General features: G+C 40.2%; 16 protein-coding genes and 3 tRNA genes. 6 read left to right on the plus strand and 13 right to left on the minus strand.

The features are described 5' to 3' along the window. Positions 1 to 47: 47 nt before the first annotated feature. Together BANH1_RS02985 and gltX are read left to right on the plus strand one after the other, a co-directional pair. Positions 48 to 1,727 carry an NAD+ synthase gene (locus BANH1_RS02985; protein ID WP_015397951.1) on the plus strand — a complete coding sequence of 560 codons (1,680 nt, stop codon included), beginning with the start codon at positions 48 to 50 and terminating at the stop codon, positions 1,725 to 1,727. Between the two features lie 11 nt (positions 1,728 to 1,738). Then, entirely contained in the window at positions 1,739 to 3,109 is a 1,371-nt protein-coding gene (gene gltX, locus BANH1_RS02990; RefSeq protein ID WP_015397952.1) for a glutamate--tRNA ligase, read from the plus strand. 138 nt (positions 3,110 to 3,247) lie between these two features. Here the strand turns inward: gltX and BANH1_RS02995 are convergent, their stop codons facing one another. Together BANH1_RS02995 and BANH1_RS03000 are read right to left on the minus strand one after the other, a co-directional pair. Next, complete coding sequence (locus tag BANH1_RS02995) at positions 3,248 to 4,654, minus strand: DEAD/DEAH box helicase (RefSeq protein ID WP_015397953.1); 1,407 nt, start codon at positions 4,652 to 4,654, stop codon at positions 3,248 to 3,250. Positions 4,655 to 4,802: 148 nt separating this feature from the next. Then, positions 4,803 to 5,576 (minus strand): NAD kinase, encoded by a 774-nt coding sequence (locus BANH1_RS03000; RefSeq protein WP_015397954.1) that lies wholly within the window; start codon positions 5,574 to 5,576, stop codon positions 4,803 to 4,805. A 279-nt stretch (positions 5,577 to 5,855) separates the two neighbouring features. Here BANH1_RS03000 and BANH1_RS03010 point away from each other — a divergent pair. Both BANH1_RS03010 and BANH1_RS03015 read left to right on the plus strand, forming a co-directional pair. Continuing rightward, a tRNA-Arg gene (locus tag BANH1_RS03010) sits at positions 5,856 to 5,932 on the plus strand. 1,256 nt (positions 5,933 to 7,188) lie between these two features. Further along, positions 7,189 to 8,553, plus strand: coding sequence for an amino acid permease (locus BANH1_RS03015; protein ID WP_015397955.1), 1,365 nt, complete (start codon positions 7,189 to 7,191; stop codon positions 8,551 to 8,553). Between the two features lie 589 nt (positions 8,554 to 9,142). On the opposite strand, the gene BANH1_RS03020 is transcribed toward BANH1_RS03015, so the two are convergent. The 3 genes from BANH1_RS03020 to BANH1_RS03030 all read right to left on the minus strand — a co-directional run bounded on the left by BANH1_RS03020 (position 9,143) and on the right by BANH1_RS03030 (position 10,881). Beyond that, positions 9,143 to 9,217 (minus strand) — tRNA-Val (locus tag BANH1_RS03020). Positions 9,218 to 9,310: 93 nt separating this feature from the next. Next, on the minus strand, positions 9,311 to 9,673 hold the full coding sequence (cpdR, locus tag BANH1_RS03025; RefSeq protein WP_015397956.1) for a cell cycle two-component system response regulator CpdR: 363 nt from the start codon (positions 9,671 to 9,673) through the stop codon (positions 9,311 to 9,313). Positions 9,674 to 9,981: 308 nt separating this feature from the next. Beyond that, positions 9,982 to 10,881: a serine aminopeptidase domain-containing protein gene (locus tag BANH1_RS03030; RefSeq protein WP_015397957.1), complete on the minus strand. Its 900-nt coding sequence runs from the start codon at positions 10,879 to 10,881 to the stop codon at positions 9,982 to 9,984. A gap of 269 nt (positions 10,882 to 11,150) precedes the next feature. Here BANH1_RS03030 and BANH1_RS03035 point away from each other — a divergent pair, with 269 nt between their 5' ends. Further along, positions 11,151 to 11,645, plus strand: a complete 495-nt coding sequence (locus BANH1_RS03035; RefSeq protein WP_015397958.1) for an Hsp20 family protein — start codon at positions 11,151 to 11,153, stop codon at positions 11,643 to 11,645. Between the two features lie 266 nt (positions 11,646 to 11,911). Here the strand turns inward: BANH1_RS03035 and BANH1_RS03045 are convergent. Continuing rightward, positions 11,912 to 11,988 (minus strand) — tRNA-Pro (locus BANH1_RS03045). Between the two features lie 647 nt (positions 11,989 to 12,635). On the opposite strand from BANH1_RS03045, the gene BANH1_RS03050 reads away from it, so the two are divergent. Next, a complete protein-coding gene (locus BANH1_RS03050; protein ID WP_015397959.1) occupies positions 12,636 to 13,013 on the plus strand; it encodes an iron-sulfur cluster assembly accessory protein in 378 nt (125 codons plus the stop codon). A 521-nt stretch (positions 13,014 to 13,534) separates the two neighbouring features. Here BANH1_RS03050 and BANH1_RS03055 read toward each other — a convergent pair. From BANH1_RS03055 to BANH1_RS03085, 7 genes are all read right to left on the minus strand, one after another. Beyond that, positions 13,535 to 14,437 (minus strand): lipid A biosynthesis lauroyl acyltransferase, encoded by a 903-nt coding sequence (locus BANH1_RS03055; RefSeq protein WP_041582966.1) that lies wholly within the window; start codon positions 14,435 to 14,437, stop codon positions 13,535 to 13,537. A 30-nt stretch (positions 14,438 to 14,467) separates the two neighbouring features. Continuing rightward, complete coding sequence (locus tag BANH1_RS03060) at positions 14,468 to 15,496, minus strand: zinc-binding dehydrogenase (RefSeq protein ID WP_015397961.1); 1,029 nt, start codon at positions 15,494 to 15,496, stop codon at positions 14,468 to 14,470. A 65-nt stretch (positions 15,497 to 15,561) separates the two neighbouring features. Further along, the gene (locus BANH1_RS03065; RefSeq protein WP_015397962.1) at positions 15,562 to 16,836 is read right to left on the minus strand and encodes a beta-ketoacyl-ACP synthase; all 1,275 of its coding nucleotides are present in this window, start codon (positions 16,834 to 16,836) and stop codon (positions 15,562 to 15,564) included. A gap of 14 nt (positions 16,837 to 16,850) precedes the next feature. Continuing rightward, positions 16,851 to 18,026, minus strand: a complete 1,176-nt coding sequence (locus BANH1_RS03070; RefSeq protein WP_015397963.1) for a beta-ketoacyl-ACP synthase — start codon at positions 18,024 to 18,026, stop codon at positions 16,851 to 16,853. Between the two features lie 9 nt (positions 18,027 to 18,035). Further along, positions 18,036 to 18,320 carry an acyl carrier protein gene (locus tag BANH1_RS03075; RefSeq protein ID WP_015397964.1) on the minus strand — a complete coding sequence of 95 codons (285 nt, stop codon included), beginning with the start codon at positions 18,318 to 18,320 and terminating at the stop codon, positions 18,036 to 18,038. Positions 18,321 to 18,537: 217 nt separating this feature from the next. Further along, complete coding sequence (locus tag BANH1_RS03080) at positions 18,538 to 20,847, minus strand: NADP-dependent malic enzyme (RefSeq protein WP_015397965.1); 2,310 nt, start codon at positions 20,845 to 20,847, stop codon at positions 18,538 to 18,540. Positions 20,848 to 21,578: 731 nt separating this feature from the next. Beyond that, the gene (locus BANH1_RS03085) at positions 21,579 to 26,393 is read right to left on the minus strand and encodes a CCDC158 family protein (RefSeq protein WP_015397966.1); all 4,815 of its coding nucleotides are present in this window, start codon (positions 26,391 to 26,393) and stop codon (positions 21,579 to 21,581) included. Positions 26,394 to 26,741 lie beyond the last annotated feature (348 nt).

Raw genomic sequence — 26,741 nt, forward strand, 5'->3', positions numbered from 1 at the left:
GTGTAATCAGGCTAAGCCTGCGTGTAATCATACTAAGTCGGAGCAGCATGGTGACACAAAAGCTTATAAAAAATGATTTTCGAATTTTTGTTGCTCAATTAGATCCCGTTATTGGCGATATTGATGGGAATTTTTCTCTTGCAATGATGGCATATCAAGAGGCCCAAAAACAGGGTGCTGACCTCGTTTTATTGACTAAGCTTTTTGTGAGTGCTTATCCGCTGGAGGACCTTGTTCTGAAACCTGCTTTTACAGAAGCGTGCGAGGGCGTTATCGGGAAATTAGCAGAGGCGACGACAGAAGGACCTGGAATTATCGTTGGTGTCCCGCTGAGGCGCGATGACGCCGTCTATAATGGCACAGTGCTTCTTGACGGCGGACGGATAATTTCTGAGTGCCTAGGGTTTGATTTGCGTAATAATGCTGCATTTGACAAAAAGGGCGCATTTTCTCCTAGTCTAGGCTCCGAACTTATCGTTCATCGTGGAATAAAATTAGGAATCGTGATTTGTGAAGATATTTTGAACGATCCTTCTATTGATTCAGAGTTTGGTGATGAAAAAGCGGAAATTCTCCTTGTTTTTGATGGATCTCCTTATTTTCGCGATAAGATGCTGAAACGCGTAGATGTTGTTCGTGCACATGCTATAAGGTCTGGTGTACCAGTTATTTACGTTAATCAAATTGGTGGCCAGGATGAGTTTGTTTTTGATGGAGGTTCCTTCGCTCTCGATGGACAAGGTAAGATAGCATTTCAAATGAAACATTTTGAAAGCCATATTTCTTTGAATCACTGGCAACGAAAATCTACAGGGTGGCAATGTATTTCTGGCCCGAGTGAAAAGCTCTTAGATGGTTTGGCTGCAGATTATCATGCTTGTGTTTTGGCGTTAAGGGATTACGTCAATAAAAACCGTTTTAAAGATGTTGTTCTTGGTCTTTCAGGAGGGGTTGATTCAGCGCTTTGTGCAGCGATGGCTGCGGACGCACTCGGAGCTGAAAGGGTCCGCACTGTTATGATGCCCTATCATTATACTTCAGAGCAATCGTTGAAGGACGCTGAAGATTGTGCGCGGCTTTTGGGTTGCCATTATGAAATAATACCAATTTTCCAGCCTGTTGAGGGTTTTTTGAGTGCGTTGGCACTTGTGTGTTCGGGAACACAGCCTGATGTTACGGAAGAAAATCTCCAAAGTCGTGCACGGGGAACCATTTTAATGGCCCTTTCAAATACATTTGGTTCAATGGTAGTGACAACAGGTAATAAGTCGGAAATGTCAGTCGGATATACTACACTTTACGGCGATATGTGTGGGGGCTTTAACCCTATTAAAGACCTTTATAAAACGCAGGTTTACGCATTAGCTGAGTGGCGTAATAAAAATCACTCGCAAAATTTGTTAGGGGCGAAGGGAGCTGTTATTCCGTCGAACATTATAACGAAAGCGCCTTCCGCAGAACTTAGGGAAAACCAAAAGGACGAAGATACTCTCCCCCCTTACCCTATTTTAGATGATATCTTGCAGTTTTTTGTAGAAAGAAATATGAGCATTTGTGATATTGTTAAATGTGGTTATTCACGAGAAATGGTTGAGAAAATTGAACACCTCCTTTATTTAGCTGAATATAAGAGGCGACAGTCTGTGCCCGGCGCAAAGATTAGCTGTAAAGATTTTTGGCGTGGCTTTCGTTATCCTATTACTAACCGTTTTCGTGATAAAAATTGAACGTTGTTTTGATGATCAAAGTCCGTTTTGCTCCGTCTCCGACAGGTAATATTCATATTGGCAATGCTCGTATCGCGTTATCTAATTGGTTTTACGCGCAGGCGCATAAGGGGGCGTTTATTCTGCGTTATGATGACACAGATACTGAACGTTCTAAACAAGAATATATCGATGGTATTGCGGCTGACCTCGAATGGCTCGATATTAAACCAGACGAAGTTTATTATCAATCTAAGCGGTTTGATCGATATAATGAGGTTGCAGAAACTCTGAAACGACGTGGTTTTCTTTATCCTTGTTATGAAACAGAGGAGGAATTAGATCGGCGTCGTAAAATTCGGCTTTCACGCAAACAACCTCCTATTTACGACCGTAGCGCATTGAAATTGACATCAGAAGACAAGAAGGCTTTTGAATCTCAAGGTCGTAAGCCCCATTGGCGTTTTCTTTTGCCTAATTTTGAAAATAATCCATTGCAGACAAGGCGAACAGAGATTCACTGGGACGATATCGTAAAGGGAAAGCAGAGAGTTGATTTAGCCTCTATTTCAGATCCTGTGTTAATTCGTGAAGATGGAAGCTATCTTTATACATTGCCTTCTGTAGTTGATGATATAGATATGGCCGTTACGCATATTATTCGTGGAGATGACCACATCACTAATACAGGTGCGCAGATCGCTATTTTTGAGGCTCTGGGTGCAAAATCCCCAATTTTAGGACATATCAATTTATTGACGACAATTTCGGGAAAAGGACTCTCAAAACGTAACAGCGACCTTTCCATCCGTTCTTTGCGAGAGGAAGGGTTTGAGTCTATGGCCGTCCAATGTCTTTCTGTTTTAATTGGGACGTCGCAAAATGTGCGGGCTTATCCTAATCAAAGAGCTCTTTTAGAAAAATTTAATCTCCAGGATACCTCAAAATCTTCTGCGAAATTTGATATTACTGACCTTTTTATTTTAAATGGGCATCTTATTCATGAATTAGACTACAAAGAAGTTAAGACACGGCTTGAAAAACTTTCTATTCGTGGGGAGAAGGCGGAGCGTTTCTGGAACGCGATAAGGGGAAATATCGAGAAGGTGAAGGATGCATCTTTGTGGTGGACAATTATTCAGGATGATAAAAGCTTTGACACAGTTGCGCTTAAAGATCGTGCATTTTTGGAACAGTCTCTCAATTTGTTACCTGAGGGTACATTAAATGATGAAAGCTGGAAAATTTGGACTGCAGCATTGAAAGAAAAAACAGGTCGCAAAGGAAAAGATTTATTTATGCCGCTACGCCAAGCGCTCACTGGTATGGAGCATGGTCCTGAAATGGGGAAACTTTTACCGCTTTTAGGGCGTGAAAAGATAATAGATAGACTGTCCGTTTGAAAAAAGTGAAAGTGCTTAGGCTAATAGAGTATTTTATTAATCGGGTTATTTTGTGGATAATCAGTTTTGCTACGGCACGATAAATCCGGTTATTTATTGTAGGAATATAAAAATTCGAATCATAATCAGCCTCGCAGCTTAAGCCCGGATTTTGATGAGCATGAACGCGGGGATGTCGTCACCAAATCCCAAAGGCGGGTAATTTTTATCTTTCTCATGGTAATACTGCTCGGGAGAATTTTTTTCTTTATTGCTCGCGACCTCGGTGCAAGACAGTCGACCTTTTTGGGGCACTTTCTGAGCCCGAACAGCGCGCTTTCTTTGAATTGTCTTTGAGGACGGTTTCGCAGATTCTGTTTTACAAATATCATTGCTTGTTTTATCACTAAAAGCCAAAGTGGATGGCCCTCCGTCGAGCCACTCAATTTTTTCTTTGCTCATCTCTTCAATGGCAGCGACGTATTTTTCGTCAGCTTGCGTAACGATCGTAAAAGCCTTGCCGCTGCGTTTTGCACGCCCTGTGCGGCCGATTCGATGAATATAATCCTCAGCGTGCGTCGGCACATCATAGTTGAAGATATGGCTTACAGCTGGAATATCGAGGCCGCGAGCAGCGACGTCAGAAGCAATAAGAAGTGTGATTTTGCCGTCTTTGAAATTAGCAAGCGTGCTTGTACGTGTGTGTTGATCCATATCGCCATGAAGCGCGCCTACACTGAAATTATATTTAACGAGTGATCTAAAAAGCTCAGAAATATCTTTTTTTCGGTTGCAAAAAATAATAGCGTTTTTGAGTTTATCGCCTTCATCGTGGATAAGACCTCGCAGAATAGCTCTTTTATCCCACGGTTTACTCCCAGATTTTACAAGTCGCTGAGTGATTGTCCGCGCAGTTACAAATTCTTTCGTAATTTCAATATATACAGGTGAATGCAAAAATTGCTCTGTTAATTTTGCGATTTCTGGCGCCATTGTTGCCGAGAAAAATAAAGTCTGGCGAGTAAAAGGGGTTAGTCTGCAGATACGTTCAATATCGGGGATAAAACCCATATCCAACATACGGTCGGCTTCATCAATGACGAGAATTTCGACGCCCACTAAAAGCAATTTACCGCGTTCGAAATGATCAAGAAGGCGTCCTGGAGTTGCTATAAGAACGTCAGTGCCTCGTTCAAGTTTACGGTCTTGATGTTCAAAGGAAACACCACCAATTAATAAAGCAACATTTAGGCGGTGATTCATTCCGTATTTGTCAAAATTTTCTTTGACTTGAGCTGCAAGTTCTCGTGTTGGGACTAATATAAGAGTCCGGGGCATTCTTGCCCTTGCTCGGCCTTTTTCGAGTAATGTGAGCATAGGCAAAACGAAAGAAGCCGTTTTTCCAGTCCCTGTCTGCGCAATTCCTAAAACATCTTTTTTTTGAAGAACATGAGGAATCGTCTCGCTTTGAATAGGTGTCGGAATCGTATATCCAACTGATTTAACAGCCTTAATAACCTTTGAAGAAAGGCCTAAATTATCGAAACAGTCCGAAGGTGCTATCATTCTTTCTATCGATTGCTCTGCAATTTTAACTCAGCCAGCCGGGTTATCGGCAAAGCCGAGCGTTCTACCTCATCAAGAAGGGTTAAGATGCATTTATAAAAAAGTCAACTATAACTGCCATTATGTACGAAAAGAGTGATAAAAATAATTAATAACGAAACTGTTCCAGTAAGATTCGTTCATCCCATGAATGGTCGGGATCAAAAAGAATAGAGGCTGTTACTTCTGTAGCTGATGAAATGCTAACTGAGCGAACAGATTTGACTTCGACATTATCGGCGGCGGCATTTACGGGACGTTTATCTGATTCGAGCATGTCAAAGCGCACCGTCGCTGTATTGGGAAGCAGAGCTCCATGCCAGCGCCGAGGGCGAAAAGGGCTGACAGGGGTAAGTGCCATAAGGGGTGCCATGAGAGGAAGTATAGGCCCTTGCGCTGATAAATTGTATGCAGTAGATCCTGCTGGTGTTGCGACGAGAATACCATCGCAACTTAATTGTTCCATGCGCACTCGGTGATCAACACTGATACGAATTTTAGCGGCTTGATAAGATTGACGGAATAAAGAGACTTCATTGATTGCAAGTGCCTCGATATGTCCCCGGCTTTCGGAGTCTGCAATCATACGTAGAGGGTGAATTTCTTTTTTATGCGCGGCTGCAACACGGGTTGGCAGATTTTTTTCATGAAATTCATTCATGAGAAATCCTACAGAGCCTCGATTCATGCCATAAACAGCTTTTCCAGTATTCATGACGTTTCGCACCGCTTGCAACATTGTCCCGTCACCACCGAGTGCAATGACGACGTCTGCTTCTTCAAGAGAAAAATGACCATAAACGGAAATTAACTTTTCAGTAGCTTTAATGATATTTTTAGTTTCGGCGGAAATGAAATGAAAGCGGCTTGGCGGAGTAGTCATTAAGAATTATCCTGAATATGCATAACTTACTTTCTAACGTATTTTTTTGAATTTGAAAATTTTATATTAAGAGGCATTTTTGTGAAAAGAGGGATTTTGCACAAAAAATAATTTGTCTAAAAAATAATATCTACATGAGATAAAATACAGAAATGCGTAAACGCATGGAAAGTGAGCCAGCGTTCTCGTTGCAATTTTTTTTAAAAATGCTGATTCATCATTGAAGCTGGAAGTATGATTAGTTAAAAGGTCATAACTGATTTCGACAATCAGTTTTAAGCACCCGTAGCTCAGCTGGATAGAGCGCTGCCCTCCGAAGGCAGAGGTCACAGATTCGAATTCTGTCGGGTGCACCAGACCTCTCGCTTCTGTAAGCTATTTTTATGTTGGTAATTGTCCGGAAGGTTATTTTTTCGTATCTAGTATGAATTGAGTGTAATTAAATGATGAATATCTGCATAAAGTGAGCAAATAGAGATGACACAGCCTTTCATCTTGTATTTGTTATTTCGATGGAAGATAAGCAAAATTTTAGTTTATAGGAAATTATTTCGGTATTCCTGTGCCTTTTGGAATATCTGATATATAATTGTCGTTAGCTCTCATGGAGTTGTGAATCATGGCTTTTGCGGTTAACCTAGCATTCGTCCGCAGGCTTTCAGGTTTTTAGTTAAAATGCAGGTTTTGTAACCGTTGAAGTAACTACGGCTGCGTGGATGGAAAATAAAAAAGTAGCGCATTCTGTGTTGGCTGATTCACCACCGACTTTGGCAGATTAAGAAAACTGTATTTTAATTGTTGATTATTGTGCTCGTTGATTATTACAACAAAAAAAAATCTTTCCATTGTTATTGGTATTAAAATATTACTGCGAATCAACGGATTGGGTATCGTATTCCTTCAAAAAATACTTCATTGTTGCCCGTTATGGAGTACTTACGTAAAAATATTGTGGCTCCTGAGAGTGGTCATTTGCGATTCCAGACATTGATGGAAGGTATGCACTGGTAAGCGAGGAATGTTTCCGGAGATGATTTTGTACGATTTAAGCTAAAATTAGGTATTATTTTGAGAGGAAGTAGAAAGAAGGTTACTTAATTTTAAGGCTTCCTAGCGCATGTATTCGACGAATAAGCAAGTATATTTGGTTTATTAAAGGACGAAAATCGGCGTTTTTAATGCTTTCATAATGGGCTAACGGTGACGTAAGAAGCCGGAGCGATTCTTTACCGCGATGCCGTTTATGTACAGCTTGGCGATGCTTGCTCCTCTGATTTTTTTTTGTTAAAGTAAGAGATATCGGTCTTAGGCGCTGTGGCGATGCAGGGGGATGTCATCTAGCGGTTTTTTTTGTCATCGATGATTTGTTAGCCCCAAGAGGGTGGGGGGCGGTGTAATTTTTGTTGTAAGTGGCGCACGTCGCGTCACAATACGGAATGAAGTTATGTACCTTGGCCGCTGTAATGTTGTGTTTTTCATGAAAATCAGAGAGATAAAGGTTTTTGGCTCTTTGGATTTGTCAAAATTTTTTACATTTCTATCAGCTTAGGTCCTTATTAATTTGCAGAGTGTATTTTATAGAGGGCGTTGTGGCGTTTGAAGAAAGAAATAAATGACAATAAACGAGCTTAAACGGAGCTTAGCTGGGCGGCAGGTCGTATTTTTGGCCCTCGGTTCTGCTATTGGAACGGGCCTTTTTTATGGTTCTGCGCGAGCAATTAATTTCGCTGGTCCGAGTGTTCTTATAGCCTATTTTATAGCGGGTCTAGCCGTTTTCATGGTTATGCGGGCTTTAGGCGAGATGATTGTTCGTAATCCGTTGCCGGGCTCTTTTGCTCGATACGCTGCGAATTACATATCGCCATTAGCTGGTTTTTTAACGGGGTGGACATATGTTTTTGGGATAATTCTCGTCGGTTTAGCCGATATCACAGCCTTCGCAACTTATATGGGGTTTTGGTACCCCGATGTCGCGCCTTGGATATGGACACTAAGCATTACGCTTATTATCACTGGGATCAATATGGCTGCGGTAAAAATATATGGTGAGCTAGAATTTTGGCTGTCTTCTATTAAAATCATTGCTCTTATTGCTATAATTATTTCAGGTATAGCGCTCATTTTTTTTAACTGGAGTATGAATGTAACTTCCTCTATCGGCATTCATAATTTATGGCAAAATGGCGGCGTATTTCCGAATGGATGGCTTGGTTTTTTGGCTTGTTTTAGTGTCGTTATTTTCGCTTTTGGTGGTGTGGAAATTATAGGAATGGCGGCGATGGAAGTACAGAATCCCTATAAAATCATCCCGAAGGCGATTAATTCTACTCCAGTTCGCATTTTGTTATTTTACGTTATGACTTTAGTGGTCTTAATGTCGCTTCATCCTTGGAACGAAATTGGCCTTATCCATAGTCCTTTTGTTTCAATTTTTGAAAATCTCGGTGTTTCATCTGCTGCTAATATTCTTAATATCATCGTTGTTGTAGCAGTAATTTCAGCAATTAACGGCGAAATGTACGGTGCTAGTCGTATGATACATGGATTATCGCAGGAAGGCTACGCGCTTAAGAAGTTCCAGCATTTATCAAAAAACGGTGTACCGATTTTTGTCATTTTACTAATATTTAGTGTTTTTCTTTTTGGTGTTATCCTTAATTATTTTTATCATACCCAGCTTTTTTTCTTTATTGCGGCAATGGCAACATTTGCAACAGTTTTTGTTTGGATGATGATTTTGCTTTCACAAATTTTTATGCGCCTTAAAATGCTTAAAATGGAGCAGCGTGATTTAAAATTTCCAATTCCATTTTGGCCAATAGGATCGATTTTTTCCGTTTTATTTATGGTCTTTATTTTTGTTTTGTTATGCTTTTTTGATGATACACGGCCAGTTTTGATTGTAGGTATTATTTGGATCATTTGGCTCATTTTTTTCTTTTATATACTTAAATTATACAATTTGAATAAGAGATAAAATACACCAAAATACCAAAAAAACTAAAGTTAAATGGTGAGAATCTTAACGAAGAGGCGGTTGGTTGCGTATTAAAGAAGGGGGGAGCGGTTATGATAGTTCTATTACTTTGTTGGCTAAAGAAACTAAATAAGAATGGATCGAATTGCTGCTATAACAGTCTTTTGGCTGTAAAAGAGGTAGTTAAAGAAGCTCATTGTTGCTGAGTTGCGGATACAAGTTTGGGCATTGGGAGCCAAAAGCCGTATATTCTGCTTCAGGGGGGCGTAAAGTTCAAAAATATGCAAAGCCGCTTATCTATAACTGTTGTTGCAGCTAGCCTTCTTTTCAGTTGTTTTTTATAGAATGCTGAACAGACCAGAAACTTATCGGTGGCTTAGATGAAAAAGAGCTTTAATTTTTAAGTTATTATGAAAGCACTAAAAATGCTCATAAAGCGGGGAAAGGAGTTTTATTATCTGCTTGGGTGCTTTTGTTCGCTAGTTCGAGGCTTTTGATTCCGCTGATATTATCGCGCGGCGCCGGCTAAGGGAGGCGCTTTGTTTTCCGCTTTAACAATACGAATATACTACAACGGCATGAACCGTAATGGTGGGCGTGACAGGGATTGAACCTGTGACCCCTACGATGTCAACGTAGTGCTCTCCCGCTGAGCTACACGCCCACCCAATGATGGTGCATACACACCATATACAACCGCAAACGTCAATGCCTGATTTAGTTTTTTATTTAATAGGCATGCACGGGGACTGTTTTTTTAAGCAGCTATAAGTATTTTTTCAACTTCACTGACCAATTCACGCAGATGAAATGGCTTGGAGAGCACTTTGGCATCGGGAGGAGCGTCACTGTTTGAGTTTAGCGCGACCGCCGCGAAACCTGTGATAAACATAACGCGTAAATCAGGATCAATTTCAGTAGCGCGTCTCGCTAATTCAATCCCGTCCATTTCTGGCATTACGATATCAGTCAATAAAAGGGAAAATGGCTCTTCTTGTAAACGTTTATACGCGCTAGCACCATTGTCAAAATCAGTAACATCATAGCCCGCACGTTCCAGCGCTTTTGTCAGAAAGCGACGCATATCGTTATCATCTTCTGCAAGCAGGATTCGTTTCATAGTTACGTCCAACATTTCTATTTGTCAGAATTTTTTCTCATTACAGCAATATATACAATATAGAGTATTTATAAAAAAAGCGATAAAATGCTTATAATCAGAATGAATGGTAAAATGGTTAATTCTTCTGTATTTACTGTGGGTACATAGTTTTAAGGTTTTTTGAGTTGAATTCGGCGTTATGTGTGACCTTGAAAGAAGGTTTTATACCAAAAGAGCTTGAGTTAGTTACTTTATTTGGAAGGTTGTTAAGATTTTAAATACGGCCAGCTGCAAATTTATTTAAAAAACTTCATGTTGTAGGTAGGTTAGGGGATGAACACGTCGAATGCGACCCAAAATTGCTTTTGATAGCGCTCTTCGTGCATAACCGTGTCGAGTTCAGCACCCATAATTGTGACACTGTCTATTAGATGGGTATGTCGGCATAATCGCCGCGCTTCGATGTTATTCGCGATATTGCTTTGATTAGCGAGGACGAATAGTGTCGGGATTTGTAACTGCCTATTAATTATGTTTTTTTTTGCAATTGCGATTGCGTCGAGTGTTGATACCATCCATCTAAATGTCGGCGGTTTAAGAAGACAACTAGAGGACGAAGATGTTTTATCATCGTGCCTAAATTTAATATTTTTCCGCTTCAACTTTTTTCCACCTTTAATAGGCAGACTTCCGAGGCCTATATCAGAAAGGAGCTGCATTAATTTATGTTGAAGACTGCCAGTTTTGTTACCTAACGGGGCAAAAAGAGGGGAGACGCAAAGCATTTTACTGAATTGAGTGTTAATAAGATCCAATGTACTAAGCGCTATCAGCCCGCCCATACCGTAGGTTAGCATATAGTAAGGAGGGGGACATTGCTTATGAATTATTTTTTTAAAAAACTCATATAAATCATTTATATCATTATTAATATTTAAATAATTATGTCGATTTTGTTTTTGTTTATAAAGCTGGGACCTATCCCGACAAAACCAGTCGAATATCGCTGTGTAGAAGCCGCGTTGGGAAATTTCATTCATTGCTGAAAAATATTCTTCTATAGCATTTGCATAGCTTTCGAGAATGACAATGGTTCCTTTGACTTTCGCCGTTACGGGATGCGTTATTGCAAAACGAATTTTGCGGTCAATGGTTATTTCAAAGTAATCGTTATGAATACCAGAGGGAGAAGGACTTTGGCTCGCAGGGTAAAGAGATGTTTCCAATTGAAATCCTTTACAATGTATTTCCGCAGTTTAATACCAAATAAAGAGAATACTCATTGCTTATTGTAATGCTGAGAAAGGATTAAGAAACCGTTACTTTATTTTCGCACGTTCTTTTATGAATTAAAGCATAAAAGAGTTGAAATACAGGAGATTCATTACCAAATAAACACTACAGTCGCCATGACGGGACTGTTAATTGTGTAAACAAGCCTGCCGCGTAGAGGCTTTATAGGTTGGCTATCGTCGCTCTAAAGGAGGGCAATATTATGCGTCAAGTAGATTTTTCGCCATTTTATCGTTCAACAGTAGGTTTTGACCACCTTTTTAACTGGTTTGATTCTAGAACTCAGCCGGATGATGTTTCTTCTTATCCGCCGTACAATATCGAGCGTTTAGGTGAAGATTCTTACAGGATTTCTATGGCTGTTGCCGGTTTTTCCCAGGATGCAATCGATATCGAGACGCATTGCAATCAATTAACCATTAAGGGTGAGAAGACGCTTGAGGAAAATGATGAAGGACGGGAGTTTCTTTATCGAGGGATTGCCTCACGCGCTTTTGAGCGGCGTTTTCATTTAGCTGATCATGTTAAGGTTGTTGGAGCGGAATTGAGTGATGGTCTCCTTCATATTCAGCTTAAAAGAGAAATGCCGGCTGAATTAAAGCCTAAAAAGATAGTTGTGCAAACGTTACCGTCTGCTGCCAAAAAGGCTGAGGGCCGCAGTGTGAGCGAAGAAATCGCGGGGAGCAAAAAAAATTGAATGATATAAATTCGAGCAGTTAAGTGACGCGGGACGGAAGTCTCGCGTTTTTTGTGTGTTTTATCAGAGAAATGAAATATTTGAGAAAAAGGTTGTTTGCGCGCAATAACGGTTATAAATGCGCAATAAACAGACAATATCGTCGGGGCAGTCATTGCTGAGAAAAAACGCAAATTCAGAAAGCTTGAATTGAGCTAATAAAAGAATCACCTGGCCCACAAAAAACAATGCATGCCCTCCGTTTTTTGATACATGACTTGAGAAAATGGTCGGAGCGGCGGGATTTGAACCCACGACCCCTTGACCCCCAGTCAAGTGCGCTACCAGGCTGCGCTACGCTCCGAATTTTTCGAAATGACTAAACGACTGCCTCTTTAAAGGCAAGAGAAAAAATCAATAGAATAAGATCCGATACGGTGTCTTTTTGCTATTTTAACAAGGGTTGAAAAAAATGAAAAAACTTTGTACCCCAGCTCTTTCCAATTAATCTTATATAAGAAATTTAATAATTAAGATATTGATTATAAATAATTTTAACAATTATCATTTACATAATTTTATCATTTTATGTAAATTATGAAAGTCGTGGATAAGGCTATAAAAAATCCTAAATAGGCCTGCTTTTTAATTTAGCCGTAGCAAAATAGCGGAGAGTAGAGGTTGCGTCTTTCGAAGTTCTTTTCATTTGCGCGAGCGTATTTTTTGAAAATGAAGCAGTTTTGTTAGCATTTCTGTTTGTGTACTGATATATTGCAGAAAGCCGACGGATTTTGGCAGATTTTCTTTTTTTTCTACAGTGTTTGTCATTAAAGAGGCTAAAAAGAGAACGATAGCAAGACTAGGATATAATTATGGTTTAACTCATCTAATATGTCCTTTACTATGAGGGAGAAAGCTCGGAATATTTTAGGTGCGTCTTGTTATTTACTTATTGAGACACCAAGTGAATGAGACCGTTAAAGTGCTTGTACAGCAAAAAGAGAGTGAGCGATGAACCGTTTTTCGGTAATAAATTTGACGGAAGCCGCGGTAGACCGCGTTAAAACTATCATGAAGACAGAGGATGCGCGAGGTATCCTCGTCGGTATGAAAAAAGGTGGTTGTGCGGGGATGGAATATACAATTTCTCTCGTAAAAGAGGAGATACCTGATACAGATCTTGTTGAAATTGATGGTGCTTGCGTTTTTGTCGCGCGGGATGCGGTGTTGTTTTTATTAGGAACTCAAATGGATTATGAAGTGACGACGCTTCGTTCTGGTTTTGTATTCAAAAATCCTAATCAAATTTCGGCATGCGGGTGTGGTGAGTCGGTGGAAATTCGTCCTGTTTCGCAAAATCAGTTAACTGAAATGTACGAAGTAAATTAGGTTTAACGAATCTACGTTCAATGAGCTGCAATTTTTATTAATATTGCTAATAGCCGGAGAAAGTTCTCTCGTGGGAGGTAGTTTGTTCACGTATCATGTTGTGGTTTTCTCGCGCTTTTGCTTTCATCAGACTTTTTAAATAAATTTTATTATATCTTTTATAAGCTCAGAGTTCTTCTGTGCTTTAATTTTAGCCAAACAAAACTAAAAGATAATCATTTTTGCAGTAAACGCGTAGCTAAGCTTATTAAATAAAAGTTTTTTTTCAAAATTTGCATTGAGAATAATTCGCTATAATAGAAAATTATCCCGTTTTAGTGCAACGTTCTCTTTGGTTGTACTGTTTTATGATACAGCCAAGCTTGCAAGCTTCGTTGGCCGCACGAAAATAATAGCTTTAGGTATTTATTTAAATATTTCGGACGTAACGCATCGCATCCTGCGATACGATAGTACCAGCGTCGACTAAGGCGGCTAGGTGCAAACGCTTATACCACCCCGGTTAATAACTAGTCGATATATTAACCCCAGCGTCGATGCAGCCACGTCCATTGTTCCGGATATTCACGTACCCAAGTTTCAACAATATCATTTAATTTTTGCACAGAAGCGTTTACGTCAATTTCATTTTCTCCATTACGTGGAAGTTCTAGGCGTTCATATAACTCCAAACGATAACGCCCCCCAGCTAAACGGATACACCGCGCTGGATAAATATCACAATCATATTGTCGAGCAAGTTTTATAATTAAGGGATTGGTTTTCAAAGGTCTATTAAAAAATGTTCCAGAAATACCTCTGTGAAACTTTTGATCTACTAGCAGGCCCACATTTTCACCTTGCGATAGTTTTTCGGCTAAAGCTAAAGCCGAACCCGCTTGTGAGGGAACAAGACACCCCATGGAAGCTTGCCTAGCTTTAAGAACTTGCGCTGCGATATAAGGATTATTAGGCGGTCTGAATAATACTGCAATATTGAGGTCAAAACTTTGCGCGCATATAGGAAGAAGTTCGAAATTGCCGATATGAGCTGTGAAAAAAATATGTGGCTTTTTTTCATTTTTTAAGCGTTGAAATATTTCTATACCGTTGACTTCAACCAAACCTGGTTTATCAGCGTCAGGGTCAAAATCGAATATTTTGTCAAGAAATACATATTCAGCTAAGAGTCGCCCCATATTTTCCCACATTTTTACTGCAATTGTGTTCAACTCTTGTTCTGTTTTTTCTGGATACGCGGCTCTAAGATTTGCAAGCGCAATTTGGTGGCGAGATACAAGAGGACCAAATGTCCTTGTCAGCCAAGCGATGAACGAAAGCCCTATATTCGCTGGAAGATATCGTAGAACGGCTAAAAAGCTAATTAGTAAGTGGGCCCATAGCCAATTAATAAAATTTTTTCTCATGATTTTAATAAGATAGATAAAAAAAATAATTTGAAACTTTAATATAATTTAGTCAAGTTTGAGAATGATTTTACCAAAAATATTACGGCTCTCCATTCGTTTTAAAGCCGTATCAATATCATCAAAGTTAACGATTGTATCGATAACAGGATGTACAATTCCCTGTGCCATTTTTTGCATGGCATTTACCATATTTTCTATACGACAACCAAATGAACCAAGTATTTTAAGTTGCTGCTGGAACAACATCATTAAATTCATCGGTGCTGAAGTACCAGAAGTGGAGCCGCATGTCACTAAGCGTGCTCCTCGCTTCATGCAGAGCATAGAAGCGGACCATGTATCAGCACCTACATGTTCAAAAACAACATCAACGCCTTTTTTTTGAGTCAATTTACGGACCACGCCCTCAAAACGATCTTTACGGTAATTAATAACGTGGTCTGCTCCAAGAGACTGTGCTTTTGCAATTTTATCATCAGAGCCTACAGTAGTAATGACTGTACACCCCGTTTTTTTGGCAAGTTGGATAGCTGCTGAACCTATACCAGAGCCACCCGCTTGTATGAGAATTGTTTCTCCGTTTTGTAATTTAGCGTTATCGAAAAGCATATGCTCGACAGTGCCAAAAGTAATCGGGGCAACGGCTGCTTGTATTGCATCACACTCTTGAGGCGCTGGTATTAATAGGCGCGCTGGTAAATTAACAAATTCACAAGCAAAACCGTCGAGATGGAAACCATAAACGCCTTTTACATTACTACACAAATTGTCGTGTCCTTTACAGCAAGCTCCGCATACACCGCACGTTTGTGCACCATAAATCGAGACAAGCTGCCCAGGTTGTAAGTTCTCAACACCATCTCCAAGTTGAAAAACTTCGCCAGAAGCTTCTGCACCTATAATCAACGGCATTTTTCTTTTAGCAAAGGCCATACCACGCCACCCCCATAGATCGATATGGTTAAGGGCAACAATTTTGATACGCACTGTCACTTCGTTAGGACCAGGCGGTGGCGGCGAGGAAATATTAGTAATCTCAAGCTGGCGTTCATTGAATAGTTGCAGTGCACGCATCATTATTCTCTTTTAATCCAAACAATTAAAGTTAATTATTAACATACTTTATCACCGTTAAGGAACTACTCTGTATACGCTTTGATGACAAGGCTAGTGTTTTGTCCACCAAAGCCAAATGAGTTAGATAAAACTGCATTGACGCAGGCTTTACGGCTATGGTTAGGAACTACGTCTAAAGGGATAGAAGGATCAGGATCGTCGTAATTGATTGTAGGAGGGAGTATTCCTGATTGGATAGTCAAAAGCGAGAAGACGGCTTCTATGGCACCCGCAGCAGTCAGCGTATGACCAATCATTGATTTATTGGAAGAGACCGGAATATGTTTTAAAATATCGCCAAATACCGTTGATAATGCTAAGTATTCCATTTTTTCATTCTCAGGTGTTGAGGTTCCGTGCGCATTTATATAATCAACCTCGTTTACGGTTATTTGTGCGTCAGCTAGAGCTTTACGGACTGATCCAATTGCCGGCGATGCGTCGGGCTTTGAACGTGTACGGTGAAAATCATCTGCTGTTTCTCCACAACCAGCTAAAATTCCGAGAATTGTTGCTCCACGATCTAAAGCATTTTTGAGAGATTCGAGAACGAGAGCGCCAGATCCTTCTGCCATGACAAAGCCATTTCGGTCACGGCTGAATGGTTTCGCAGCTTTTTCCGCGGGATCATTGTGAGTTGAAAGAGCGGATAGTAAAGAAAAACGGATAATAGCTTCTGCTGAAACTGAGCCGTCTGTAGCGATTGTGAGCGCGCGATCTGTTTCACCTCGTCGAATAGATTCAACACCCAGCTGAATCGCCGTTGCACCAGATGCGCAGGCGGTTGAAAGTGTAACAGGAAGTCCTTTTGTTCCAAATGTTTCTTGAAGCTTTTCTGCAATGACAGCAAATTGCGTAGTTTCAAACAGTGCTTCGTGAAGTTGACGGCTGCAAGCTTCTAGAAGATGCGCGTAGGAAGGTTCATTATTAGGTGTTACTTCTTGATCAAGAGCAAAACGTGCTTTCCAGTCAAGTTCAACAGGAGGTGCTGCTAAAAATAGCGGCCCACCAAAATCTTTCTTACTGAGACCTGCTTGCTCTAAAGCCTCTTTTGCTGAAAGATAAGCAAGTTTTTCGGAAAGAGCTGAAGCACCGAGTGTGCTCTCTTCTAGAAAATCAATTGTCCCTGCGATGCACGTATTTAATCCTTCAATAGGAAAACGCGTTATTTTATGAATACCGCTAACACCATTGGTTAATTTTTGCCAATTTTCCTGTTTTCCTTGCCCCAGTGATGTTACAACTCCTGCTCCAGTTATTGCTATGAGCGGACGTCCGAGATGATCGTTATATTTCATAATAGCAATTCTCTTTAAACAGCTATAAGGCGCGCTACACCTTCGGCCCTTTTTATACCAATTGTAGTAGCAAATGCTTCACGTACCTCTCCAGAAAATGATTTTTCGTGAGGACTTAACGCCGGGAAACTGAGCCTTTTTTTGACAGCAATGGCGGCAAGCGCAAGTGCCAAAGGAAATTGCGCTTCTCGCAAATAACCAAATAATGTCATAATACCACGGTAAGCTACGCCGGCGTCATCGAGCGCATGTTGTTCTGCTATTGTCGATTCGTGGGATCCTGAAGCAGCCGAAATCGTAAAGGCAGACTTAGCGTCTATTTTTTCCAACATTTTTGTGATCGTCTCTTTGAGAGGGATCTTTTTTCTATTTGTTTGATCTGCGATAATCTGGCCGATTTCGGCGTAAGCGTGGGCATTTCGTTTTTTTGCGTGCTCACCGTTTTCAAGAATCAGGAAAACACTTCCAGCGCCCGTTATTACGCCACCACCAAGACAATTTTGACGCTCCCAAATCGGTGCCCATCCACCACGTGTTAAAAGGCCTCCAAGTTCGTGCGCTAACAGCATATCGTAAGCCTGTGCGTTATAAGAACTACCCACCAGTACATGTGTACTCTGTCCTGCTTGAATACGGGAAACAGCAATTTTGATAGCCGAGAGCCCACTCCCTTCTTCGCCCATAAAGGTGCGAGAAGATCCAGTTACTTTGTGAACAATTGAAATATTACCAGCTAAAAGATTTGACAATTGCGCTAAAAATAAAGTCGGGCGAAGCTCGGTTGAAAGGGCTGAATTTAGCATAGAATCGCAGTCGGACATTGTGCGCGCTTTAGCAAGAATTTGTGTATCGACGGTAATATCACGTTCGCCTCCACTGGCTGCAACGATCATATCCATTGTCGATGTTAACTGTTCATTATTCTTCATTCCTGCATCATCGAGAGCAAGGCCGGCAGCATAAGTACCGAGGCGCTGCCACGTTCCCATTTGCCGCTGATCACTGCGCTTCGGAATTTGCAAATTCCAGTCAATTTCAGCTAATTTATGGACGGTATAAGGGGAAAAAGTTATACAATCGAGATTAGGCACAACTGTAGGATCATTCAATTTATCCCAATGACAATCAACCCCTTCACCTAAAGAGCTTACGAGTCCTATACCAGTAATAAATACAGCTCGGTTCTGCATAATAAAAAATCAGTCAGCCTGTTTTAAAGAAACGAGTTCATCAATTTTGGTACAAAGGTTTTTAAGAACGAAATATTCCTCAGTTGCAACCGCACCCTCATTAACTTCTTGAGTCCAACGCTCCAATGGTATTTTGATCCCGAAAGCTTTGTCAATGGCAAAAACAATATCGAGAAAATCAAGACTATCAATTCCTAAATCATCAATTGTATGACTTTCTAGCGTAATCATGCTGCGATCAATTTCACTAATTTCTGCGATAATATCGGCAACTGTGTCAAAAGTAGATTGCAATGTGTGATTCCTTATCGTGGTTGATAATTTTACAAGGGATTTAACGCGATTCTATCTAGCCTCTTTCACCTCAAAAAAAAAGACTTAATCCAGAATGCAGCTGCTTTTCCAATATTAAAGGCAAGCTCATTATAGACGATATCATCGCGTTTGAAAATTTTCTAAAGAAGTCTTTAGGTTTCATTTTGTACAAAGATCACTAACTCCGTTTATTTTATCATGAGATTTTTCTATTTGCAGCAAGTACTGCGAGTGCTGTCATATTGACGACTCCTCGCGAGGTTACTGAAGGCGTTAGGATATGTACAGGATGTGCTGCCCCGATCAAAATGGGGCCTACATGGAGTGCATTTGTTAGATTTTTGACGATATTAAGAGTAATATTGGCTGCATCGAGCGTCGGGAATACAAGTAAATTAGCTTCTCCTTTAAGACGTGAATCAGGAAAAACACGGTCCCGAAAAATCTTAGAAAGTGCGGCATCGCCGTGCATTTCCCCGTCCGCCTCTAAATTTGGGTACAATTGAGCAAGAATCTCGGCGGCGCGGCGCATTTTACACGCGCTTTCTGTATTTTTAGAACCAAAATTCGAATGCGATAACAGAGCCGCTTTTGGTATTATACCGAACGCCTCGATTTCTTGCGCTGCCAGCACTGTCATTTCTGCTATTTCCTCCGCAGAAGGGTCCTCATTAACGTAAGTGTCTGTTAAAAAAAGAGTTCTATTTGGAGAGATAAGCAAGCTAACAGAAGAAAACTGGCTGATATTTGGGTCAAGCCCGATAATTTGTTTTATTAATTCAAGATTGCGCTCAAAACGTCCTTCTAAACCGCAGATCATTGCATCAGCTTCTTCGCGTACAACCGCGAGAGCCGCGATAGCCGTTGTCGATGTTCTCACGATTGTTTTTGCTACTTCAGGTGAAACACCATGCCTGCCTGTATAACGGAGAAATAAATTAACATAATCATGAAAACGCGGGTCATTTTCCGGATTTGTGAGCTCAAAATCTACACCAGGGCGGATTTTTAAGCCAAAGCGCTTTAATCTCGCTTCCACTACATGTGGACGACCAATGAGAAGAGGGATTGCGGTTTGTTCTTCGAGGACAATTTGTGCTGCCCGAAGTACGCGTTCATCCTCGCCATTAGCATAAATTACACGTTTGCGCTTTGCTGTTTTTGCAGCCGCAAAAACAGGTTTCATCGTTAAACCAGAACGAAATACAAAGCGATTGAGAATGTCATGGTAAGCTCTCATATCTTCGATAGGGTGAACGGCTACACCTGTGTCCATTGCCGCTTTAGCGACAGCAGGAGCGATACGCAATATTAAGCGTGGATCGAATGGGAAGGGGATAAGATAGTCTGGCCCAAAATTTGGTGATTCTTTCGAATACGCACGTGCTGCGACGTCCGAGGATTCTTCACGTGCAAGATCGGCGATAGCGCGAACTGCTGCCATTTTCATTTCTTCATTGATTGCCGTGGCGCCGACGTCCAGCGCACCGCGAAAGATATAAGGGAAGCAAAGGACATTATTGACCTGATTTGGATAATCAGAACGCCCTGTACAGATCATTGCATCTGGCCTTACTCTACGTGCTTCTTCTGGCATAATTTCTGGCGTCGGATTAGCAAGTGCCAAAATTAAGGGCTTCGGAGACATTTTTTTCAAATCTTGAGGTTTTAAAACACCACCTGCCGAAACACCTAAAAAGATATCTGCATCATTAATGATTTCGGATAAGGTTCGTGCATCAGTTTTTTGTGCGTAATTGATTTTCCAGCGATCCATAAGTGCTTCGCGGCCTTCATAAACAACACCATCTAAATCGCTGAGCCAGATATTTTCAACTTTTGCTCCAAGGCGCACTAAAAGATTAAGACAAGCTAAAGCGGCTGCACCCGCACCTGAGGTAACTATTTTTGCATCTTCAATTTTTTTTTCAGCAAGGTTTAGTCCATTTAATACGGCTGCGGAAACGATAATAGCGGTTCCATGTTGGTCGTCATGAAAAACTGGAATATTCATTTTTGCACGAAGTTTTTCTTCGATTTCAAAACATTCAGGTGCTTTAATATCCTCAAGATTGATGCCGCCAAATGTCGGTTCTAACGCAGATACGGTTTCTACCATTTTTTCGATATCGGGTGCGTCGAGCTCAATATCAAAAACATCGATATTTGCGAATTTTTTAAATAAAACAGCTTTTCCTTCCATGACTGGTTTTGAAGCAAGTGGGCCAATATTTCCTAATCCAAGAACAGCGGTTCCATTCGATACAACAGCTACTAAATTAGAACGGGCTGTATATTGAGCTGCAAGTTTTGGGTCTTCATGGATCGCGAGGCACGGTATGGCGACACCCGGAGAATAAGCGAGCGCCAGGTCACGTTGATTATCAAGAGGTGTCGTTGCTTGTATTTCTAATTTTCCAGGTTTTGGATATTGGTGGTAAAAAAGCGCCGCGCTATCAAGCTCAGTTTTTTGCAAACTGAATTTATTTTTTTGTTTTGTAGCCATTTTTGTGATACCCGAATTGGTACGTGTCTCTATATAGACGCTATCATCTACGATAGGGCGCTTTTTCTCATATATCCTGGTTTACTTGAATATAAAACGCCCCTGCGTGGTGAGGAAATTTTTCTGGATTGCCAAACCGATTTGATGGATTATTTCGGTTATGCTAGTTAGTAACCCCCGTTATATCGTCGCCATTATCTTCTCCCTGCGAGATTTTGTGTCCGAAAAAATGCTAAAAAATACCGCTTCAAGATTACATTACCAAGCAGCTACTTTTTTTGCAATGCTCTGAAGAAGAGAGTGTTAAAAGCGTGGAAAGTGTTTGCTCGTTCCTTTAACTTTTTTTTGTAAAATACACCCTTTATCTGCATGTTTAATACGCCAGCATGAAACCTCTAAATTAACGCTTACATCTCTTTGCTTAATTAATACACTATAAAAAATTTAACAAAACAAACGATGAGGGGATTGCACTTATAAGCAAAAAACAGCGATGATTACATCTTATGGTCAAAATTACTTAAGTTTTGCAAAGCGTGACGGCGAGATAGAATCACATCTTTAACATACGGATGGCGGGTTCGTTAGAAAATTTTGTAGATATTTTAGTATATGAAAATTTAATTGAAAAATTCTCGTAAATAATATCGATTCTCGACCTCATGCTTAATGACGGGACCGACGCAAGACAAAGGCAAAAAATTATCCTTCCTCGCCTTTGCGTGCTCGTTTTATTGAATACGCCCGCTCGCGTGGGCGAGCATTGTATAAACTTTCCCAGTATTCGATACTAAATATTTCTGAATTAAACCGGTATCCTTGGCTTTGCGAGATACGTCATTTAGTAATTTTTCAAAATCTACAATATATTGATTAACTGAACGTCTAAAATTAGCATCACTCATATATTTTTTCTTAACCATTTCAAATATCATTTTTCCATTTAAGGAATAAAGGCGCTCTATCATAATATTTTTTTGCCCACGCTGATAATTACCCCATAACTCAACAGCAGCATCATGATTAACGGCATTTAGTATATCCGTCGCCAATGAATTGAGAGATCCACTTACAGTGCGAGGTTTCATTTGCGTAGGTGGAGGAGAGGGGATATCATATCTTTCTTCGCATAATGTTTCTTCGTGCGAAGCCCTTGCTAAGAGATTGGATACCCATTTACTTGGTTTTACCGTTTCCTGATCTTGTTGCCGAATAGGTTTGGGGGGCACTATCTTCTTTATGTTTTCAGGGGCAGAAGCATTATTCTTACTGGACGTTAACGGCGTAGAAAACACTGACGTTAATGGATCTTTTTTGCTAATATGGCTATTATTTTGCACAACGCTTGCCAAATCCTTCAGCGCCGTAATTTGTTCATTTAGAGCGTGACGGACTGTGTCCATTGTTTCTTTTGTTTTTTCTGGTAGTGCTTGGACGCCTTGATTAATATCATCGTTAATTTTCGAGAGTTCTAGACGAATTTCGTCTGCTGAGCGGCGTATATTTTCCGTTGCTCCTGAAAAACGTGCCGAAGATTCGTTAATAAGCTGATTAAGCGTTTGATGCAGTAACTGCGTAGAGTCGCGCGTATTTTTATCAGTGCGCTCAAACGCTAGATTAAGAGAGTTTTCATAATGTTTGATTAATTCACTGACTTCGTCTGACTTTGCAATAAGAGTATCGCTTAACATAGAGAGCGTGCTTTGTTTCTCTTCGAGAGTCACGTTAAGTGTATTTTCTGATTGCTCAAGAGCCCGAACAGCCTCAGACAGCGTTTGAGCGTGTTCGCTAAATTTGCTCATTATACAGTTAATTTGTTCAAATGTATTTTTGGAAAGCCACTGCAAAATTTCTACATTGCTGTTGAGAGCTTGGCCAGAAGCTGATAAATTTTCTGCTACTTGATTGGTGCTTTCTAGGAAATTATTTGCAGTTTCGCTAAATTGGCCATCAATATTTTGGACCGCCGATATTAAAATATTGCTATTTTCGCAGATATTATAAGTTGATTGATTCAATTGTTCGATGATAGTCGAGATATTATCAACAATATCTTTTTTTACCGTGTTCATGGTTTGAACGGTCTCGGAGTTCGTCTGTGTAAGGGTATTTATTAAAGCTTCATTTTGCGCACAGATTCTCTGTTCGGCTTCTTGGGCCGAGAGAGAGAGTTGTTTACTGACATGCTGCGTTAAATGCTCAATTGATTCGGTTGTGTTTTGTGCAGCCTGATTCAGATAGTCTGTTAGTTCTGCTAAGTGTTCAACATGCTCTGAGATTTGGCCAGTTGTTTGATCTCTCGCTTCTTCTAAACAATTGCTCACATCGGCAAGCTGGCACCCTAGATTGTTTTTAAACTCCTGCATAGATTGATGTAGGATATTTGAGCGTTCATTGAGTAATTGTTCAATTGCGGTTGTTGAAGTGTGGACTACTTCGTTAATTAAGGTCTGCGCGTTGGTTCCCGCCATTGTGAAAGCTTCTGTAGTATAAGTTGTCTGTTCAGCTAAAGCAGAAAGAACTTTCTCGCTTATTTCGGAAACTGTTTGCTCAACATTTGTCACAATACGGTTACCAGATTCTGAAATAACATTTTCCGCTTCTGAAGCAACATCAGAAAAAGATGAAATAAATTTATTGCTGATAGAGAGGATAGAATCTTCTGATTTTTTTGCTTGATCAGCTATTACGAGCGCCAATTTCTCGGAAATGTCGACGAGTCTTTCTTGTACTTTGTCGGTTTCGTTACGTAACGATAAAAGCATTTGCTCACCCGTAGAAGAAAAAACGTCAGACGTTCTCATGGCTTCATTACGAACATTATCTGTGACCATATCTACGGAATTACCTAATGTAGTGCGTATATCATCGACACTCGCTTCTAACGCTTTTTGAATCGTCTCGCTGTGCTCATTACCAAGAATGATAGACGCTTTTAAATCGTCGGAGCGTTCTCCGATAATAGATGTTTGCACTTCGATGGTGTCGCATACACGGCCAAGTTTCTCGGATAGTGTTTTTTCTAATATATCTGCACGTTCAAAGATTTGGCGCGTACGGCCTTCCAGGGTTTCGTCGAAAGATCCTATGCGTACTTCGAGAGCGCCAAAGAACGTATCACTTGACTGAGAGAGGGTATTTTTAAGAATTTCAGTGCGATCTTCAAAGCTTTTGATGTGCTGTTGAACGGCTTCGGTTATAGTTTCATTATTGTTAACAAGAGCACCAAAGAACGTATCACTTGACTGAGAGAGAGTATTTTTAAGAATTTCGGTGTGATCTTCAAAGCTTTTGATATGCTGTTGAACAGCTTCGGTTATAGTTTCATTATTGTTAACAATTGCGCTTTCGACGAAGTCCATTTGCTGCTTTAGTGCTGTATCAATATGTATGTCACTTTTGGTAATAAGGTCATGAATTGTTTCCACGCGCTGTTCAAGTGTGCGTGCTTGACCCGCGAGGACTTCGTTAAGGGAAAAACTATTGATAGCTAAAGAATCACGTAAAGCATCGGCACGTATATCAATATTTTGGGCTTGTACTTCTATGGCCTCTTTTATTGTTTCGCAGCTTTGTGTGACAACTTCTTGTAGCTTTTCTGTACAGTGAGCTATATTGGTTGCGTGAGTTTCAGCATGTTGATTAACAATTTGGATATTATTAACAAAAATCTTTTCCGCGTCTGAAGTATTTTGTGTCAGTGTATCAATATGATGCTTCATAGTATCGGCGATTTTATCTTTTTCACCGTCAAGCATATCTGCCATTAGATCTCTTTGATCAGAGAGTTGTGATTTGAAATCCTGAAAGCGCTCTTGTATAACATCAATGACCGCATTGTCGACATTTTTAACTTCCTCTTTCAGCGCCTCTTTACTTTTATCAATCGCAGACAGGATAGTGTCGTGGCCGCTTGTAAACACATCAGCAATATTAGCAGTTTTTTCTCTAAGATTTGCATCAATTTGCGAGATATGGTTTTCCAAAAATTCGCCAAGTTTTTCAGCATTATCTTCCAAAGCTTGGCTACGAGAGGCGAAAGATTCTACAATAGAATCACTATGCTTTTTGAGGGAAAGGTCGACAGTTACCAGACGGTCTTCAAAGGCTTTAATTGCTTCGGAGGTTATATTATCAAAAGTAGACGAGAGCTTATACGCTTTCTCATCGAGTTTTATGACCTTTTCGTCAAAATCTTGCAATGACTGATTGCTGCGATCGACAATTGCCTCATCCAGCGTTTTAAATTGTTCATCGACTTTAGATAAAGTTTTATCTGCTTCAGTTTGTATATGCGTTGTAATTTTGCCGATATGCATTTCGGCTTTAACAACCATTTCTTTGAAGGCCTCTTCTAATTGTTTTTCATTATCACCAAAACGTTCCGAAAAATTATTAAAGTTTTCTCCTAATTTGTGAAAAAATTCTATATTTTTTTGCTGAATCTGTTCTGCTGTTTCATTAAATTTTTCAATGAGCTGATTTGTTGTTCCATCGCCCGCGTAAGAGAGTTTACTGACAAGATCCTCTCCCTGTTTTTGCAAAGTTTGGGAAAGGGTCTGCGCAAATTTTTCGATATTAGCCGCAATTTTCGACGTAACGAGGCCAAATTCATCATTCAGTTGTTTTTGCGTTCCTTGAATTGTTGATTGCACACGATCAGCATGATTTAAAATCGCTATGCGCTCGTTATTCAATCCTTTAATTAACGTATGAATACGCGATTCATTCTCAATATAGGCTCGTTCAAGATTATTAACTTCCCCTTGTATAATAGCTTCAAGTTCGACGGCCCGCCCAAGGGTGCGCTCAATTTCCTCGTTCATCGCGGCTACTTCTTCACGAATAGTTTGCCCTATAACGGCGGCTTGTTTTTCAGGCGCGTTTTGCAATCCACCAAGGCGCTGTGCGGCGTTTATCATAAAAACGGCAACATTGCGTAATTCATTTGAGCGTTTTGTTAATTGGGCAAATCCCCAAGACATAAGGATAGGAATCGCTGTCCCCGCTATTACGGCTAACCCCGTAGGCGATGTAACAAAGGAAATTATGTTAGCTAAAGAGTTTAGTTCAATAGGAGCTAGCTTATGGGCAACGACAGCACCTCCTGTCGCCCATAAAGCACTAAAAGCTGTTGTAGTCCAATAAATTCGAGAGACAGAAGTTTGTTTTAATGGTCCAAAGTTTAAGGGAGATGTTACATCATCGTTGGCAGGAAGAGGGAGCGCGGGCAATAATGTATCATGCACAGTTCCGCCAGAAAATTCGTGTGTAGATTTTTGATCAAAAATCTGTTTAACGACAGATTCATCAACAACAGCATCATTATGAATATCGGGGATAGGGGCTAAAACGTCGTTTTCAATAAGAATCTCCTCTTCTGCTGTTGCAATTTTTTGTATCAAATCATCTACATTGATGAGATTCGCAGAATCATTTGGCGATATTGTTTCGATCGCGGCATCGCCAAAGTCGCGGTTCATCGCTTTTTCGAGAGCTTCCTCAACTTCAACTTCAAACATTTGTAATTCAGTTCTGCGTGCCATACTCGCCTCATACTTTAACAGACAGAGAAGAAATTTTTTCTGGTATTTTTGATATATTAGCCGTTAATTGTTTATAAAGGAATATGTTTTAGAATAAAAGTTTTAAACTTATCAATATAAAGTTAACGCCATCCTTGTTGCTGATTCAGAAATAGTATGAAATCCATTAAAACAATATGTTGGTGGATTTTATATATAAGATTATAGCTAAGGTAAACTATTGTACTAGTTTTACTGCTATAAGTTTGGCCTAATGGCAGTGTCGCGGGCCTAAATGTCTAATAAGGACCATTACGATTGTGCGGAGTGCTTTAGCGCTTTTTAGTTGAGGAGCGGTTATTTATATCG

Source organism: Bartonella australis AUST/NH1, assembly GCF_000341355.1.
Classification (GTDB): Bacteria; Pseudomonadota; Alphaproteobacteria; order Rhizobiales; family Rhizobiaceae; genus Bartonella; species Bartonella australis.

What these genes read in the sequence shown, in the direction of transcription:
- BANH1_RS02985 (WP_015397951.1), top strand. Translation starts at nt 48, where the DNA reads ATGGTGACACAAAAGCTTATAAAAAATGATTTTCGAATTTTTGTTGCT.
- gltX (WP_015397952.1), top strand. Translation starts at nt 1,739, where the DNA reads ATGATCAAAGTCCGTTTTGCTCCGTCTCCGACAGGTAATATTCATATT.
- BANH1_RS02995 (WP_015397953.1), bottom strand. Translation starts at nt 4,654, where the DNA reads ATGATAGCACCTTCGGACTGTTTCGATAATTTAGGCCTTTCTTCAAAG.
- BANH1_RS03000 (WP_015397954.1), bottom strand. Translation starts at nt 5,576, where the DNA reads ATGACTACTCCGCCAAGCCGCTTTCATTTCATTTCCGCCGAAACTAAA.
- BANH1_RS03015 (WP_015397955.1), top strand. Translation starts at nt 7,189, where the DNA reads ATGACAATAAACGAGCTTAAACGGAGCTTAGCTGGGCGGCAGGTCGTA.
- cpdR (WP_015397956.1), bottom strand. Translation starts at nt 9,673, where the DNA reads ATGAAACGAATCCTGCTTGCAGAAGATGATAACGATATGCGTCGCTTT.
- BANH1_RS03035 (WP_015397958.1), top strand. Translation starts at nt 11,151, where the DNA reads ATGCGTCAAGTAGATTTTTCGCCATTTTATCGTTCAACAGTAGGTTTT.
- BANH1_RS03050 (WP_015397959.1), top strand. Translation starts at nt 12,636, where the DNA reads ATGAACCGTTTTTCGGTAATAAATTTGACGGAAGCCGCGGTAGACCGC.
- BANH1_RS03060 (WP_015397961.1), bottom strand. Translation starts at nt 15,496, where the DNA reads ATGCGTGCACTGCAACTATTCAATGAACGCCAGCTTGAGATTACTAAT.
- BANH1_RS03065 (WP_015397962.1), bottom strand. Translation starts at nt 16,836, where the DNA reads ATGAAATATAACGATCATCTCGGACGTCCGCTCATAGCAATAACTGGA.
- BANH1_RS03070 (WP_015397963.1), bottom strand. Translation starts at nt 18,026, where the DNA reads ATGCAGAACCGAGCTGTATTTATTACTGGTATAGGACTCGTAAGCTCT.
- BANH1_RS03080 (WP_015397965.1), bottom strand. Translation starts at nt 20,847, where the DNA reads ATGGCTACAAAACAAAAAAATAAATTCAGTTTGCAAAAAACTGAGCTT.
- BANH1_RS03085 (WP_015397966.1), bottom strand. Translation starts at nt 26,393, where the DNA reads ATGGCACGCAGAACTGAATTACAAATGTTTGAAGTTGAAGTTGAGGAA.